12 protein-coding genes and 1 pseudogene are annotated in these 15,511 nt (G+C 72.3%); 9 read left to right on the plus strand and 4 right to left on the minus strand.

Annotated features, from left to right (window positions below; all coding sequences use genetic code 11):
• Positions 1 to 80: 80 nt before the first annotated feature.
• Complete coding sequence (gene rpmB / locus E4N62_RS34270) at positions 81 to 266, minus strand: 50S ribosomal protein L28 (protein ID WP_003993230.1); 186 nt, start codon at positions 264 to 266, stop codon at positions 81 to 83.
• Positions 267 to 513: 247 nt separating this feature from the next.
• On the opposite strand from rpmB, the gene E4N62_RS34275 reads away from it, so the two are divergent.
• Positions 514 to 2,241 (plus strand): DAK2 domain-containing protein, encoded by a 1,728-nt coding sequence (locus tag E4N62_RS34275; protein WP_308186023.1) that lies wholly within the window; start codon positions 514 to 516, stop codon positions 2,239 to 2,241.
• A gap of 106 nt (positions 2,242 to 2,347) precedes the next feature.
• Here the strand turns inward: E4N62_RS34275 and E4N62_RS34280 are convergent.
• A pseudogene (locus E4N62_RS34280) lies at positions 2,348 to 5,275 on the minus strand (tetratricopeptide repeat protein); the annotation flags it as partial.
• 17 nt (positions 5,276 to 5,292) lie between these two features.
• Positions 5,293 to 7,188 (minus strand): HSP90 family protein, encoded by a 1,896-nt coding sequence (locus E4N62_RS34285; protein WP_230220713.1) that lies wholly within the window; start codon positions 7,186 to 7,188, stop codon positions 5,293 to 5,295.
• A 192-nt stretch (positions 7,189 to 7,380) separates the two neighbouring features.
• Between E4N62_RS34285 and recG the strand changes: the two genes are divergently transcribed.
• From recG to mutM, 8 genes are all read left to right on the plus strand, one after another.
• Positions 7,381 to 9,594 (plus strand): ATP-dependent DNA helicase RecG, encoded by a 2,214-nt coding sequence (recG, locus tag E4N62_RS34290; protein ID WP_230220715.1) that lies wholly within the window; start codon positions 7,381 to 7,383, stop codon positions 9,592 to 9,594.
• Between the two features lie 154 nt (positions 9,595 to 9,748).
• Positions 9,749 to 10,375, plus strand: coding sequence for a 16S rRNA (guanine(966)-N(2))-methyltransferase RsmD (rsmD, locus tag E4N62_RS34295; protein WP_268270170.1), 627 nt, complete (start codon positions 9,749 to 9,751; stop codon positions 10,373 to 10,375).
• 26 nt (positions 10,376 to 10,401) lie between these two features.
• Complete coding sequence (coaD, locus tag E4N62_RS34300) at positions 10,402 to 10,881, plus strand: pantetheine-phosphate adenylyltransferase (RefSeq protein ID WP_184903734.1); 480 nt, start codon at positions 10,402 to 10,404, stop codon at positions 10,879 to 10,881.
• Between the two features lie 89 nt (positions 10,882 to 10,970).
• Positions 10,971 to 12,062, plus strand: coding sequence for a cell division initiation protein (locus E4N62_RS34305; protein WP_230220966.1), 1,092 nt, complete (start codon positions 10,971 to 10,973; stop codon positions 12,060 to 12,062).
• A gap of 151 nt (positions 12,063 to 12,213) precedes the next feature.
• The gene (locus tag E4N62_RS34310; protein ID WP_184899806.1) at positions 12,214 to 12,858 is read left to right on the plus strand and encodes a DUF177 domain-containing protein; all 645 of its coding nucleotides are present in this window, start codon (positions 12,214 to 12,216) and stop codon (positions 12,856 to 12,858) included.
• Between the two features lie 2 nt (positions 12,859 to 12,860).
• Positions 12,861 to 13,034 (plus strand): 50S ribosomal protein L32, encoded by a 174-nt coding sequence (gene rpmF / locus E4N62_RS34315; RefSeq protein WP_007493396.1) that lies wholly within the window; start codon positions 12,861 to 12,863, stop codon positions 13,032 to 13,034.
• Between the two features lie 7 nt (positions 13,035 to 13,041).
• On the plus strand, positions 13,042 to 13,887 hold the full coding sequence (rnc, locus tag E4N62_RS34320) for a ribonuclease III (RefSeq protein WP_230220719.1): 846 nt from the start codon (positions 13,042 to 13,044) through the stop codon (positions 13,885 to 13,887).
• Positions 13,888 to 14,096: 209 nt separating this feature from the next.
• Positions 14,097 to 14,957: a bifunctional DNA-formamidopyrimidine glycosylase/DNA-(apurinic or apyrimidinic site) lyase gene (gene mutM / locus E4N62_RS34325; RefSeq protein ID WP_230220721.1), complete on the plus strand. Its 861-nt coding sequence runs from the start codon at positions 14,097 to 14,099 to the stop codon at positions 14,955 to 14,957.
• Here mutM and E4N62_RS34330 read toward each other — a convergent pair.
• Positions 14,930 to 15,370 carry a helix-turn-helix domain-containing protein gene (locus tag E4N62_RS34330; protein WP_230220723.1) on the minus strand — a complete coding sequence of 147 codons (441 nt, stop codon included), beginning with the start codon at positions 15,368 to 15,370 and terminating at the stop codon, positions 14,930 to 14,932. The two genes, mutM and E4N62_RS34330, sit on opposite strands and share 28 nt — an antisense overlap.
• Between the last annotated feature and the right edge of the window lie 141 nt (positions 15,371 to 15,511).

The following is a 15,511-nucleotide window of genomic DNA, read 5'->3' on the forward strand; positions in this document are numbered from 1 at the left end:
GAGACAGCAAAAAGCCGGTCCACTCCAGGTGGACCGGCTCGATGCAGCGAACCAGCAGTGGCCGCGCGCTTAGCTGTGCGTCAGCGCGAGACCTTGCCGGCCTTGATGCACGAGGTGCAGGCGTTCACGCGCTTCGGCGTCCCGCCGACCACGGTACGGACGCGCTGGATGTTCGGGTTCCAGCGACGGGACGTACGGCGGTGCGAGTGCGAGATGTTGTTGCCGAAGCCCGGCCCCTTGCCGCAGACGTCGCAGTTGGCAGCCACGGGTCACTCCAAAGACTTCAGATGCACTTACGGATGATCCCGGCAGGCCGGGATCGAGATCAGAGATCTGAGTGGCGTTGCCAGGGGAATGGCCCGATGTGGATCGGGCAACCGGAGCAGCATACAACGACCGCGCCAGTACAACGAAACTACCATGGCTGCTCAGGAGCCCTGCCCCGCCCCCTTCCGGTGGACACCCCTCCAAGGTCTACTCTGCGTCCAGTCCCAGCAGCTCAAGGAGGCGCAGGTGCCGCAGGTGCCGCAGACATTCTTCGATGCTCTCGCGGTGCGCACCTGGTGCGGACTCGCGCTGGCGGCGCTGGGACGCGCGCGCGAGGAGATCGACGCGATCAACGTGTACCCGGTGGCCGACGGCGACACCGGCACCAACCTGTACCTGACGATGGAGTCGGCCGCCGGGGCCGTCGAGGCGGTGTTCGCGGGCCACGAGACGGCGGGTCCGCCCGTCGGGGAAGGGCGCTACGCCGGAGGGGGCCCGTCCGCCGGAGCGGGGCAGCCCACGCTCGCCGAGGCCGCGCGGGCCATGGCGCACGGCGCGCTGATCGGCGCCCGGGGGAACTCCGGGACGATCCTCGCCCAGCTCCTGCGGGGTATGGCCCAGGTCCTCGCCGACGACGGCGAGGCGCCCCGCACCGACGGCCGGGGGCTGCGGCTCGCCCTGCGGCACGCCGCCGACTCCGCCCGGGACGCCGTCGCGCACCCCGTCGAGGGCACCGTCCTCACGGTCGCCTCCGCCGCCGCCGACGCGGCCGGCGACGCCGAGGACGACTGCGGGACCGTCGCCCGTGCCGCCTACGAGGGCGCCGGCCGGGCCCTGGCGGCGACCCCCGCCCAGCTGGCCGCCCTGGCCCGCGCCGGCGTCGTGGACGCGGGCGGACGGGGCCTGGTGGCGGTACTGGCGGCGCTGGTGGAGACGTTCACGGGGGAGGCGCCGAGGGCGGTGGCCGTGCCCGCCGTGCACGCGCGGGTGGCCGTCGCCGAAGCCGTGGCGGAGGTCTGCGACGGGGACGACCGGCCCGAGTCGGGCGGCCCGGCCTTCGAGGTGATCTACCTCCTGGAGGCGGAGGACGCGGCGGTGGCACGACTGCGGCGGTGCCTGGACGAGCTCGGGGACTCCCTCGTCGTGGTCGGCGGCGACGGGCTGTGGAACGTCCATGTGCACGTCGACGACGCGGGGGCGGCCGTGGAGGCCGGGGTCGAGGCCGGGCGGCCGTACCGGATCCGGATCACCCACTTCGGGGCCGAGGACGCCCACATGACCGGCGAGGCCGGGCGGCAGCCGCGCGAGCGCGCCCAGCGGGCCGTGGTGGCCGTCGTGCCGGGGGAGGGGCTGGCCGGGCTCTACGCCGAGGCCGGCGCGACCACGGTGCTGGCCCGGCCCGGGGAGCCGCCCGCCAGCGGCGAGTTGGTGGAGGCCGTACGACGTGCCCACGCGCGTGAGGTGGTGCTGCTGCCCAACGACGCGGATCTGCGGCACACGGCGGCGGCCGCCGCCGAGCAGGCCCGCGCCGAGGGTGTCCGGGTCGCCCTCATCCCCACCCGCTCGGCCGTCCAGGGCATCGCCGCCCTCGCCGTCCACGAGCCCGACCGGCGCTTCGACGAGGACGTCGTCTCCATGACCTCCGCCGCCGGTGCCACCCGGTACGCCGAGGTCGTCATCGCCGAGCGTGAGTCCTGGACCATGGCGGGCATCTGTCAGGCCGGTGATGTCCTCGGTCTCGTCGACGGGGATGTCGCCGTCATCGGCTCCGACGTGACGGTGACCGCGGCGGCGGTGGTCGACCGGATGCTGGCGGCGGGTGGTGAGATGGTCACGCTGGTCCTGGGGGACGAGGCGCCCGCGGAGGTCGTGGAGCACGTGGAGGCCAGGGTGCGTGAGGGGTATCTGGCGGTGGACACGGTGGTGTACCGGGGTGGGCGGCAGGGGGCGTTGCTGCTGATCGGAGTGGAGTAGCGCTTCCCTCGCCCCCGCCGCCCCCAATAGGGGCGCGGGGAACTGCGCGAGAAGCCCCACCGGGCCCGCAGACGACCGACAAGCGCGCCCCCGGCCGCTCAGCCCCGCCCGTCGCCTCCAGCAGCCGCCCCGCCTCCTCCCGCCGAGCCACCACCGTCTCCTCGCCGTCGCTCCCGTCCGCGAACACGGACAACACCCCCCGGGCCCGCTCGGCCGCGGCAGCGCCTCGCCGAAGGTCCACCTCCAACCACCCCGCCGCCAGCTCCGCGGCGGTACGCGCGTCGACGAAGTCCGGCCCCAACGACCCGTACACCGACACCGCCCGCTCGACGAACCCCAACGCCTCCTCGAAGACCGGCCCGAACGAGGCGAGTTCCGCGTCCTCGGCCACGGACCGGGCGAGCAGGTCGCCGAACTGCCGGTAGGTCTCGCCGAGCTCCGCGAAGATCCGCCGCCGGTTCTCCTCCCCGGTCACGTCGGACAGGGCCGCCTCGCAGCCCGCCACCGCGTCCCCCATCAGCTCCCGGGCCTCGTCCAGGCCCGCGGGCCCGGGAGCTTCACGGCTCTCCCGCGCCGCGTACCACGCCCGCGCCCGCAGCGCCCGCACATACCCGTGGACGTTGCCCAGCTCGCCCCAGAGGTCGACCGCGCGCGCGTACGCCCGGTCGGCGTCGGCGGGCAGCCCCGCGCGCGCCAGCGCCTCGGCGGCGAGATGGGCGAGCATGGCGTGGTCGCGCTGCTCGGGCCAGTGCCGGGCGATGTCGGCGGCCCGCAGCCAGCGTTCCGCCGCCTCGCGGTGCTCGCCCAGCTCGGTGTGGCAGTCCCCGAGCCACCACAAGGTCTGCGCGACCGCCCCGTCCCCGTGGGTCTCGGCCGTGAGGTCGGGGAGCGCCGACTCCAGTACCTCGGCCGCCTCCGCCCACCGCCCGAGCCGCAGCAGGAACCCGCCGAGCAGATGCCGGGCCCAGGAGCCGAGCGTCGGACCCTCGCCCGCCTCGTCGGCCCAGTGCGCCGCCTCCAGGGCCTGCTCGGCGGCCTCCTCGATCCGTTCACCGGCGCCCAGCAACTCGGCCAGCTGGAGGCGCAGCTGGGCGTGGCCCACCGGCTCCAGCTCGGACCCGCCGTGCTCCAACGCCGCCCGGGCCGCCCGCTCCGCGGTCGCCAGGTTCCCCAGGTGCTGCGCCACCCCGGCGAGCCGCGCCTCGTACTGCACCGCGAACCACGGCAGCCCCGCCGCCACGTACCGTTCCGCGGCCTCCGCGAACAGTTCGGCGGCCGCCTCGGCGGCACCGCCGCGCGCGGCCAGTTCCCCGAGCATGCCCCGCGCCTCCGCGGCCCGCGAGGCCAGCCGTACGTCCTCCGCGCGGCGCGGCTCGACGAAGTCCGCCAGCTCCCGCACGGCCTCCTCGGCCAGGGCCACCGCGTCGGCCTCCTCGGACTCGTGCGTCCGCTGCACGAGTATCCGTGCCCGCCCGACCAGCACGGAGGCCGTCTGCCGCGCGCCCGTCCCGCCGGCCGACCAGAGGGCGAGGATCCGCTCGTACGGCTCGGATATCAGCTCCACGGCGGCGTCCACCTGGCCCGTGAGGGCGTGGACGTTCGCGGCACGCGCGCGTGCCGCCAGTGCCTCGCCGGGGTCGCCCGCCGCCTCGTACATGTCGGCCGCGCGTTCGAAGAGCGGGCGGCCCTCCGGCCCGAGGCCGATCGCCTCGTGGTCCACGATCTCCGCGCGGTCCCAGGCGTCCAGCTCCGCGCCCTCGGTGTCGGCGGCCCGCGCCACGGCGGCCCAGGCCTCGACGGAACCGGGGTGCAGGGACGCCGAGAGCCGCCGCGCCTCGGCGAGGAGCGCGGGCAGGCCCTGGGGCGCGGCGGCGGTCCCCGCGTTCTCCCCCGAGGCGGGCTGCCGGGGCGCGGGCACGGTCACGGCGGCCCGCTTCGCGCGCACGCCCAGCGGCAGCCGGTCCAGCAGGGGGCGCCGGTCCATCCTCTCCCGAACGTGCGTGCTGACGTACGCCGTGCCGTTGCGCGCGTCGAAGAGCGCGGCCAGCGCGTGGGCCTCCTCGCGCGCGTGGGAGGCCAGTTCGCCGGCGGTCCACTCCCGGCCGGGGGGACCGGGGACGGTCTGCTCGCCCAGCCCACGCGCGGTGAGGCGGTCCATCAGCAGGGCCACCACGCTCAGGTAGTCCAGCTTGCTGCGCGGGTCGCCGGAATCGGTGAAGTACGCCGGACGCTCGGCCAGCAGCTCCAGGCCGCGCGCCTCGTTGCCGGTCAGGGCGCAGAACTCCACATGGTCCGCGTACGCGCCCCGCATGCTCTCCATGGCCCGCACCATCCGGAAACCCCGCAGATGGTGGGCCCGCGCCTCGTCCGGGCGCCCCAGGCGCAGCAGCGGCACCAGCGAGGACGCGAGGACGGTGTGCGGCTCGTGGGCGCAGGTGTACTCGCCCTCCAGGACCGGCGCCCACAGCTCCAGCGCCTCGGCGTCCTCCCGGCGCCGCGCCCGCCACCAGCCCTGCCCGTGCAGCTCGCACGCGTGGCAGTCGGCCATCGTGTCCCGGTCGGCGGCCAGCCACGCCCCGTACGCCCGCTCGGCCCGCTCCAGGTCACCGATGTGCGCGGCCACACTGAACTCGGCGCTGCGCACGGCCCGTTCCGAGTGCCCGGCGAGCCGGTAGCGGTGCTCCATCTCGCCGAGCCACTTCTCGATGGAGGCCAGCGGAATGTGCGGCTGGTTCAGCATGCCGGCCGACATCCACTTGAACACCCAGTGCAGGGAGTGGATCTCGTACTCGTCGAAGTCCTCCGGCCGTTCGTCCCACATGCGCAGCAGGCGCGCGAAGGGGACGAACATCTTGGCTTTCTCGGAGCTGTAGTTGTAGACCTTCAGCTGGTGCCCGAGCGCCTCGATCACGGCGAGCGGCTCGTTCAGCTTCTCGGCCTCGGCGAGCAGCCGCTCCGCGCGCGCGTTGCGCGCCGGCCCCTCCGGCTGCTCGCAGTTCTCCGCCATGGCCCGGCGCAGTTCGTCGAAGTCCATGGCATCCACGAGGTCGGTCACCGGCGACCACCCTCCCCGAAGCCCGGACCGGACCCGTTGCCCGGACCGGCCCCCGGATCGGTGTGCGTGGCCCACTCCAGGAGGCCGATGAAGGCGCGGTTCAGGAGCGCCGAGTCGGCGGGCCTGAGCGGCCGCTGGGCCATCAGCAGGGCCTGCCCGTACAGGGACTCCGTGGCCGTACCGATCAGCTCCCGGTCGGTCAGCGAACTGATCCGCCGGACCAGCGGGTTGAGATGGTTGAGCACCAGCCGCGCACGCGGCGCGCTGCCCCGCAGCGAACCCAGGATGCCCGCCCACAGATCGTCGGCCTGCTCCTCCGCCTCCGCCCGGGCCTGCTCGTGCCGGGAGGACCGGTCGTCCAGGTGCAGCGCGGGCACCGACAGCGGATGGAAGGCCCGCAGCACCACGTCGCAGCCCAGGGGGTCGAGCTTCGCCCGCGCGGCCGACAGGAAGCCCGCCAGCGCCAGCTCCTCGTCCGGGTCCGGCACGTCCAGGTGCGCCGTGACCGTGTCGGCGTCCAGTTCGGCGACCACCGTCCCCGGGCGCACCGACGGAAGCGCCTCGACCAGCTCGCTGTCGTACGTGTAGCCGCCGTTGACGACGCCGACGCCCTGGGCGGACGCGATCGGCGCGACCTGCCGGTACTCCTCGACCGTCCGCGTGAAGTGCACCACGGGGTGCCGCTGCGCGAACTCCTCCAGCGACAGCCGCCCGTCGGTGGTCTCGAAGGGCAGCCACGGCAGCATCGTGCGCAGCATCTCCCTGTCGTGCCGCGCCAGCGACTTCACGCCCAGGTAGTGCACCGACAGGAAGGCCGCCAGCCGCTCCGGATCGCCCGCGGCGAGCCCCGTGAGCCAGCCTCGGATCCGCTCGCCGAGCGCCTCCCGCACGGCGGCCAGCGTCTCGTCCTCGTACAGCGACTCCCGCGACGCCGTGGGCCGCAGGCTGTCCGTGTCGAGGACGCAGCGCACGAAGAACGCCCAGTCCGGCAGCAGCTGTTCGGCCCGCTCGGTGAGCAGCATGCCCTTGAGATGCACCCGATGGCTCGCCCGCTGGGCCGGGCTGACGGCGGTCGGCAGGACGTACGCGACGCCCCGGATCCCGGCCAGCGGCACGTCCAGCTCGATCGAGTCCAGCGGCGTGAACCCGAACAGGTCGTGACAGTGCCTGGCCAGGGCCACCCGCCGGCCGGCCGGGGAGGCGTACGCCCGGTCCCAGGGAGCCGGCAGATCGGTGACCGCCTCCTCGCCCACCCGTACGTCGTACGGCAGCAGCGACCCGAAGTCCCGCGCCAGTGTCAGCACGCGCGCGGGGGAGAGCCATTCGGCGGCCCCGGGCCGCGCGACCAGATGCACGGTCGTACCCGGTTCGGGGCGCGCCTCGTCGGGCAGTGTCCGCACGGTGTACGAGCCGTCGTCGGCGGCCGTCCACTCGACGGGTGGCGCGTCCGGCGTACGGGCGCTGCGGCTGACCACCCGGATGCGCTCGGCTACCACGAAGCAGGCGAGCAGTCCGATGCCGAACTGTCCCAGGAAGTCCGAGCGGACCTCCTGGATGCCTCCGTCGTCCCGCTTGGAGCTGCGGCCGATCGTGGCGAGCAGGTTGTGCACATCGGTCTCGGTGAGCCCGATGCCCGAGTCCTCCACCCGCAGCGTGTCGGCCTCGGCGAACAGCCGTACCCGGGCGGGCGCGTCGGGCTGCTCGGCGCGGCGCGCGGTGATCGCGTCCACCGCGTTCTGCAGCAGTTCGCGCAGATAGACCTTCGGACTGGAGTACAGGTGGTGCGAGAGCAGATCCACCAGGCCACGCAGATCGACCTGGAACGTGTGAGGCGACTGGGGTGCCTGAGGAGTCTGGGGTGCCTGGGATGACTGTGAGGTCATTGAATCCATCGTCGCAGCGCCGGTGGGAAGGGATTCTGGCGACGGCGGCGGGGTCGGGCGGTCCCGTCGGACGGTGACCGCGGACGGCGGCGGCAGGGCCCGACTGCTGGGCCCCGGGAGTGCGTCATCCTAGGCGCGAACGACCCGCCTGACCAGCGGATTTCAAGGACGTATACGGGATTGTCAGTGGCGTGGTGTGCAATGGATCTCGTGCCCGCGCTCGAAGAACCGCTCAAGAACACGCTCGGCGCCGCCACCGCGAAGGTGATGGCCGAGCACCTCGGCCTGCACACCGTCGGCGATCTGCTGCACCACTATCCCCGCAGATACGAGGAGCGCGGCCAGCTCACCCACCTCGCCGACCTGCCGATGGACGAGCACGTCACGGTGGTCGCCCAGGTCGCCGACGCCCGCCTGCACAGCTTCGCCTCCGCCAAGGCCCCCCGGGGCAAGGGCCAGCGCCTCGAGGTCACCATCACCGACGGCAGCGGCCGCCTCCAGCTCGTCTTCTTCGGCAACGGCGTGCACAAACCCCACAAGGACCTCCTCCCCGGCACCCGCGCCCTCTTCGCCGGCAAGGTCTCCGTCTTCAACCGCCGCCTCCAACTGGCCCACCCGGCCTACGAACTGCTGCGCGGCGACGACGTCACGGAGACCGTCGACACCTGGGCCGGCGCCCTCATCCCGATCTACCCGGCCACCGCCAAGCTGGAGTCCTGGAAGATCGCCAAGGCCGTCCAGACCGTGCTGCCGAGCGCCCAGGAGGCCGTGGATCCCCTCCCCGACTCCCTGCGCGAGGGCCGGGGCCTGGCCACCCTCCCCGAAGCGCTCCTGAAGATCCACCGCCCGCACACCAAGGCCGACATCGAGTCCGCCCGGGACCGCCTCAAATGGGACGAGGCCTTCGTCCTCCAGGTCGCCCTGGCCCGCCGCCGCCACACCGACGCCCAGCTGCCCGCCGTCGCCCGCCGCCCCGCCCCCGAAGGGCTGCTCACCGCGTTCGACGCCCGCCTCCCCTTCACCCTCACCGAGGGCCAGCAGAAGGTCTCCAGGGAGATCTTCGACGACCTGGCCACCGAACACCCGATGCACCGGCTGCTCCAGGGCGAGGTGGGCAGCGGAAAGACCATGGTGGCCCTCCGCGCCATGCTCGCCGTCGTCGACGCGGGCGGGCAGGCGGCCATGCTCGCGCCCACCGAGGTGCTCGCCCAGCAGCACCACCGGTCGGTGACCGAGATGATGGGGGAGTTGGCCGAGGGCGGGATGCTGGGCGGCGCCGAGCACGCCACCAAGGTGGTCCTGCTCACCGGCTCGATGGGGGCCGCCGGTCGTCGGCAGGCGCTGCTGGACCTGGTCACCGGCGAGGCCGGGATCGTCATCGGCACGCACGCGCTGATCGAGGACAAGGTCCAGTTCCACGACCTGGGCCTGGTCGTGGTGGACGAGCAGCACCGCTTCGGCGTCGAACAGCGCGACGCCCTGCGCGGCAAGGGCAAACAGCCGCCCCACCTCCTCGTCATGACGGCCACCCCCATCCCGCGCACGGTCGCCATGACCGTCTTCGGCGACCTGGAGACCTCGGTCCTGGACCAGCTGCCCGCCGGCCGCTCACCCATCGCCAGCCATGTCGTCCCGGCCGCCGACAAGCCCCACTTCCTCGCCCGCGCCTGGGAACGCGTCCGCGAGGAGGTGGCGAACGGCCACCAGGCGTACGTCGTCTGCCCGCGCATCGGCGACGACGTCGACGAACCCGGCGACCCGAAGAAGGCCGGGAAGTCCCCGGAGGACGAGGCCGAGAAACGCCCGCCCCTCGCCGTCCTCGACGTGGTCGACCAACTCGCCAAGGGCCCCCTCCAGGGCCTGAAGGTCGAGGTGCTGCACGGCCGGATGCACCCCGACGACAAGGACGCGGTCATGCGCCGCTTCGCCGCCGGCGAGACCCAGGTCCTGGTCGCCACCACGGTCATCGAGGTCGGTGTGAACGTCCCGAACGCCACCGCCATGGTGATCATGGACGCCGACCGCTTCGGCGTCTCCCAGCTCCACCAGCTGCGCGGCCGGGTGGGCCGGGGCTCCGCCGCCGGCCTCTGCCTCCTGGTCACCGAGATGCCCGAGGCCAGCGCCGCCCGCCAGCGCCTGGGCGCCGTCGCCTCCACCCTCGACGGCTTCGAACTCTCCCGCATCGACCTCGAACAACGCCGCGAGGGCGATGTCCTCGGCCAGGCCCAGTCCGGCGCCCGCACCAGCCTCCGCATGCTGACCGTCATCGACGACGAGGAGATCATCGCGGAGGCGAGGGAGGAAGCGGCAGCGGTGGTCGCGGCCGACCCGGACCTGGAGCACCTCCCGGCGCTGCGCACAGCCCTGGACGCCCTCCTGGACGAGGAGCGGGAGCAGTACTTGGACAAGGGCTGAGCTTCAGCGCTCCCGAAGGGGCGCGGGAACTGCGCGAGCAACCACGAGGGACCCGCGGTCGCTTACGTCGATCGCCAGGCACCCCGCCAGGCGAACCCGCAGCCGTCCCGCAGCCGCCCACGGCAGAACGCGCCCCTCCCCTCCGACTGCCAGACTGGACCCACAGTCGCCTCCTCCTCACCAAGGACCCAAGATGACCCGCGTGATCGCCGGCGCCGCCGGCGGACGCCGCCTCGCCGTCCCGCCGGGCAACGGCACCCGCCCCACCTCCGACCGCGCCCGCGAGGGCCTCTTCTCCACCTGGCAGTCCCTCCTCGGCGGCCCCCTGGACGGCGAACGGGTCCTGGACCTGTACGCCGGCTCCGGTGCCGTGGGCCTGGAGGCACTCTCCAGAGGCGCGGCCCACACCCTGCTCGTGGAGGCCGACGCCCGCGCCGCGAAAACCGTCCGCGACAACGTCAGATCGCTCGGCCTCCCCGGCGCCGAGGTGAGATCGGGCAAAGCCGAGCAGATCATCCAGGGCCCGGCGCCGGACGAGCCGTACGACCTCGTCTTCCTGGACCCTCCGTACGCCGTCTCGGACGACGATCTTCGGGAGATCCTGCTCACACTCCGTACCGGGGGCTGGCTCGGCGACGAAGCCCTCGTCACCGTGGAGCGCAGCACCAGAGGCGGTGAATTCGCCTGGCCGACCGGCTTCGAAGCCATCAGGGCCCGTCGCTACGGCGAGGGAACGTTTTGGTACGGTCGCGCCGCCTCTACGTGCGAAGACGCACGATGACCGGACCGGAGAGCGAGGGACCTCAAGTGCGCCGTGCCGTCTGTCCCGGGTCGTTCGACCCCATCACCAACGGACACCTCGACATCATTGGCCGCGCCTCCAAGCTGTACGACGAGATCTACGTCGCGGTGATGATCAACAAGTCCAAGAAGGGCCTCTTCGAGGTCGAGGAGCGGATCGAGCTGATCCGCCAGGTCACCGCCGAGTACGCGAACGTACGGGTGGAGGCCTTCCACGGACTGCTCGTCGACTTCTGCAAGCAGCGCGACATCCCGGCCATCGTCAAGGGGCTGCGCGCGGTCAGCGACTTCGACTACGAGCTGCAGATGGCCCAGATGAACATCGGCCTGTCGGGCGTGGAGACCCTCTTCGTCCCCACCAACCCCACCTACAGCTTCCTGTCGTCCTCCCTGGTCAAGGAGGTCGCGACCTGGGGTGGCGACGTCTCCCACCTGGTGCCCCCGCTGGTCCTCGAAGCACTGGCCGAGCGACTGAAGCGGGACTGAGCGGACGAACGTCCCCCGCTGGCCGTACAGTCGACCCGACCGTCTCCAACACAGCTGTAGAGAGTGGCGAGCACACGGTGGACCACACGGTGGACGTGCAGAAGAAGCTCGACGAGATCGTCTCGGTGGTCTCCGGCGCCCGGGCCATGCCCATGTCGGCCTCGTGCGTGGTCAACCGTGCCGAACTGCTCTCCCTGCTCGACGAACTGCGCGCGGCCCTGCCCGACTCCCTCGCCCAGGCACAGGAGCTGATCGGCGACCGCGAGCACATGGTCGAGCGGGCCCGGCTGGAGGCCGAGCGGATCATCGAGAACGCGCACGCCGAGCGCGGCTCCCTGATCTCCGACACCGAGGTCGCCCGCCGCTCCCAGAACGAGGCCGACCGCATCCTCGGCGAGGCCCGCCGGGAGGCCGAGGAGGTCCGCGCCGAGGCCGACGACTACGTCGACTCCAAGCTCGCCAACTTCGAGGTCGTCCTCACCAAGACCCTCGGCTCCGTCGGCCGGGGCCGCGAAAAGCTCCTCGGTACCGGCCCGGGCGTCGACGAGCGGGGATACGAGAACCCCGAGGACGACGACGCCCCCGAGCGCAGCCACGACCCCGAGACCCTGCGCCGCGACGCGGACGCCTATGTGGACGCCAAGCTCGGCGCCTTCGAGGCCGTCCTCGCCAAGACCCTGGAGGCCGTCGGCCGCGGCCGGCAGAAGCTGCACGGCCGGATCGCCACCGACGACCTCGGCGCCCTCGCCCTGAACGACGACGGCACATCCCCCCGCCCCACCAGCGACGCCGACTACCTGGCCGAGCTCGCCGCCTTCTCGGACACCCCCGCCCAGCAGTCCCCGTCCGTGCCGGAGCAGCCGTCGTACGGGCAGCAGCAGGACTCCTACGCGGCGACGGCGTACCAGCAGGACCCGTACGGCTACCAGCAGCAGTACGCGCAGCCCCAGCAGTCCGTCGACCCCTACGGCTACCAGCAGGCCGACCCGTACGCGGCCGGGTACCCGCAGCAGCCCGCGTACGACCCGAACCAGGGGCACATGGACCAGCACGGGCACCAGGACCCGCAGGGGCACCAGGGGTACGCGCAGCCGCAGGGGAACCAGCTCGACGAGACCAGCCTCTTCGACACCACCATGATCACGGCGGAGCAGTTGCGCCGCTACGAGCAGGGCCGCTGACAGCGGATTGGGCCGATGGCGAAAGGTCCAGTATCCTGGCTCTTCGGTCGCGCGTGCGTTGATGCTGTCCGCAGCAGACGCCCGCGATCGAGCGCTGCCCGGAACACCAGGGGTGGCGCCCTCCTCCGAGTTCCGAAGACCGAAAGCAGAAATGGCTCTGAACGCCCGCCTCGACCACCGCAACCCCCTCGTGTTCGACACGCACGAGCTGGGGCGGCGGCCCGGTGCGCAGCAGCGCCTGACGCGTTCGGTCGACGCTCCCAAGGACCTCGGGATCAAGGGGGTCGTCGGAGTGCCGGAAGGCGCCCCGGTGGAGCTCGAACTCCGTCTGGAGTCGGTCATGGAAGGGGTGCTCGTCACAGGCACCGCCCGTGCCGACGCCAAGGGGGAGTGCGTAAGGTGTCTGGAGCCGCTCGAGCTGGAGCTCGAAGCGGATTTCCAGGAGATGTTCTCGTACCCCGACGCCGATGAGCGGGGCCGCGTGATCGCGGAACCCGACAGCGACGCCGAGGACGACGAGGACAGGCTCTTCCTCGAGGACGGCCTGTTCGACCTCGAACCCGTGCTGCGCGATGCGGTGGTGCTCGCACTGCCGATGCAGCCGGTGTGCCAGGACGACTGCCCCGGCCTGTGCTCCGAATGCGGAGCCCGGCTCGCGGACGACCCGGACCACCACCACGACGCCGTCGACATCCGTTGGGCGGCACTGCAGGGACTCGCCGGTTCACTCGAAGACGGCGAGAAGGACGAGATGAGCGGCGCCGAATCCGGTGTCGACGAGAAGCAGGAGAAGTAGCCGTGGCTGTTCCGAAGCGGAAGATGTCGCGCAGCAACACGCGCCACCGCCGGTCGCAGTGGAAGGCTGCGGTCCCCACCCTGGTTGCGTGCGAGCGCTGCCACGAGCCCAAGCTGCAGCACATCGCGTGCCCGTCTTGCGGCACCTACAACAAGCGCCAGGTCCTCGAGGTCTGAGCGGCTGGTGAGAGGCACTGTGTCCAGCCCCAAGAAGGCGGATGACGCCAAGGCGGAGACCAACGCCAAGAAAAAGGCGGAGAACACAGCCTCGTCCCACACGCTTCTGGAAGGGCGGCTCGGCTATCAGCTCGAGTCCGCCCTTCTGGTGCGTGCGCTGACACACCGTTCGTACGCGTACGAGAACGGCGGTCTGCCCACCAACGAGCGCCTGGAGTTCCTCGGGGACTCCGTACTCGGCCTCGTGGTGACGGACACGCTGTACCGCACCCACCCCGACCTGCCCGAAGGCCAACTGGCCAAGCTGCGGGCCGCGGTGGTCAACTCTCGTGCGCTGGCGGAGGTGGGCCGCGGGCTCGACCTCGGCTCCTTCATCCGGCTCGGCCGCGGTGAAGAGGGCACGGGCGGCCGGGACAAGGCGTCCATCCTCGCCGACACCCTCGAAGCGGTGATCGGCGCGGTCTATCTCGACCAGGGGCTGGACTCGGCGGCGGAGCTGGTGCACCGCCTGTTCGACCCGCTGATCGAGAAGTCCTCGAACCTCGGAGCCGGCCTGGACTGGAAGACCAGTCTCCAGGAGCTCACCGCGACCGAGGGGCTCGGCGTGCCCGAGTACCTGGTCACGGAGACCGGCCCCGACCACGAGAAGACCTTCACCGCTGCCGCCCGCGTCGGAGGCGTCTCGTACGGCACCGGCACCGGCCGCAGCAAGAAGGAAGCGGAGCAGCAGGCGGCCGAGTCCGCCTGGCGTGCGATCCGCGCCGCGGCGGACGAGCGGGCGAAGGCGGCGGCCGAGGCCGTGGCTCTGCCCGACGAGCCCGCGGAAAGTCCTTCGGACACGGCCCCGGCGTAACGGCTCCGCCGGGTGCGGTGGGGTGCCGTGTGGTGTGGTGTGTTGTCGGGTGCGGGTGGGTGGGGCTAGAAAGCCCAGGCCCTGTGGCCCTGGGAAGGCACGGGGCGCAGCCTGCTTTTCAGGGGCGCGGGGAACTGCGCGACCAGCCCACCCACCCGCACCCGACCCACGACCTCATGCACCCCCACCCCCGCTCTCCGGAGGACCCCGTGCCAGAACTCCCCGAGGTCGAGGTCGTGCGGCGCGGTCTGGAGCGATGGGTGGCCCATCGGACCGTCGCCGACGTCGAGGTCCTCCACCCCCGGGCGATCCGTCGGCACCTGGCCGGCCCGGAGGACTTCGCGCACCGGCTCAAAGGCCATCGCATCGGCGAGCCCAGCCGCCGCGGGAAGTACCTGTGGCTGCCCGTGGAGGACACCGGTATCGCCGTCCTGGCCCACCTCGGCATGAGCGGCCAACTGCTCGTGCAGCCGCACGACGCGGCCGACGAGAAGCACCTCAGGATCCGCGTCCGCTTCGCGGACGACCTCGCCACCGAACTGCGCTTCGTCGATCAACGCACCTTCGGCGGACTGTCGTTGCACGACACCACCCCGGACGGTCTGCCGGACGTCATCGCGCACATCGCCCGCGACCCCCTCGACCCGCGGTTCGACGCGGAGGCCTTCCACCAGGCGCTGCGGCGGAAGCGTACGACGATCAAACGGGCCCTGCTCGACCAGTCGTTGATCAGCGGGGTCGGCAACATCTACGCGGACGAGGCGCTCTGGCGCGCGCGGATCCACTACGAGCGCCCCACGGCCGGTTTCACCCGCCCCCGCACCACCGAACTCCTCGGCCATGTACGGGACGTGATGAACGCCGCCCTCGCGGTGGGCGGCACCAGCTTCGACAGCCTCTACGTCAACGTCAACGGTGAGTCGGGGTACTTCGACCGCTCGCTGGACGCGTACGGCCGTGAGGGACTGCCCTGCCGCCGCTGTGCCACGCCGATGCGGCGGCGGCCGTGGATGAACCGGTCCAGCTACTTCTGCCCGACGTGTCAGCGGGCGCCACGCGTCGCGTCGTAGCGCTCGCGGGACCGGAGCACCTCCTCCATGCGGCCCTCCACGAAGGTGATGAGGGACAGCAGGCGCTCGGAGATCTCGCGGCCGAGCGGTGTGAGGGTGTAGTCGACGCGTGGCGGGTTGGTGGGCTGCGCGTCGCGGTGGACGAGGCCGTCGCGCTCCAGGGCGTGCAGGGTCTGGGAGAGCATCTTCTCGCTGACGCCGTCGACGCGGCGGCGCAGCTCGTTGAAGCGGAGTGAACTCTCGTGCAGCGCGCCCATCGTGAGCGCGCCCCAGCGGCCCGTCACGTGCTCCAGGGTGCCCCGCGAGGGACAGTTCCTGGCGAACACGTCGAAGGCGAGGTCGTCGAAATCCACAGCGCCCGTACCCACGGCGGCCCGCGTGGACGTCACGCCGGTCTGCGCGGCTGATTCCATACCACCGAGGATACTCCGGCACAGCGCTGGCCAGAAGACCGCACTAACTGGTGGTTAGTGGCCAGTAGGGGGAGGGGGCGGCGGACCGGCCCAGGGAAGGCGGGCCTACCGGACAGGGCGGGTGGGTGCTGTGCGGGACTT

Source organism: Streptomyces sp. MNU76 (genome assembly GCF_020982545.1).
Classification (GTDB): domain Bacteria; phylum Actinomycetota; class Actinomycetes; order Streptomycetales; family Streptomycetaceae; genus Streptomyces.

Coding starts and splice junctions, on each gene's coding strand:
- E4N62_RS34285 (WP_230220713.1), bottom strand. CDS start 7,188: ATGGATTCAATGACCTCACAGTCATCCCAGGCACCCCAGACTCCTCAG.
- E4N62_RS34310 (WP_184899806.1), top strand. CDS start 12,214: ATGGCTCTGAACGCCCGCCTCGACCACCGCAACCCCCTCGTGTTCGAC.
- recG (WP_230220715.1), top strand. CDS start 7,381: ATGGATCTCGTGCCCGCGCTCGAAGAACCGCTCAAGAACACGCTCGGC.
- E4N62_RS34330 (WP_230220723.1), bottom strand. CDS start 15,370: ATGGAATCAGCCGCGCAGACCGGCGTGACGTCCACGCGGGCCGCCGTG.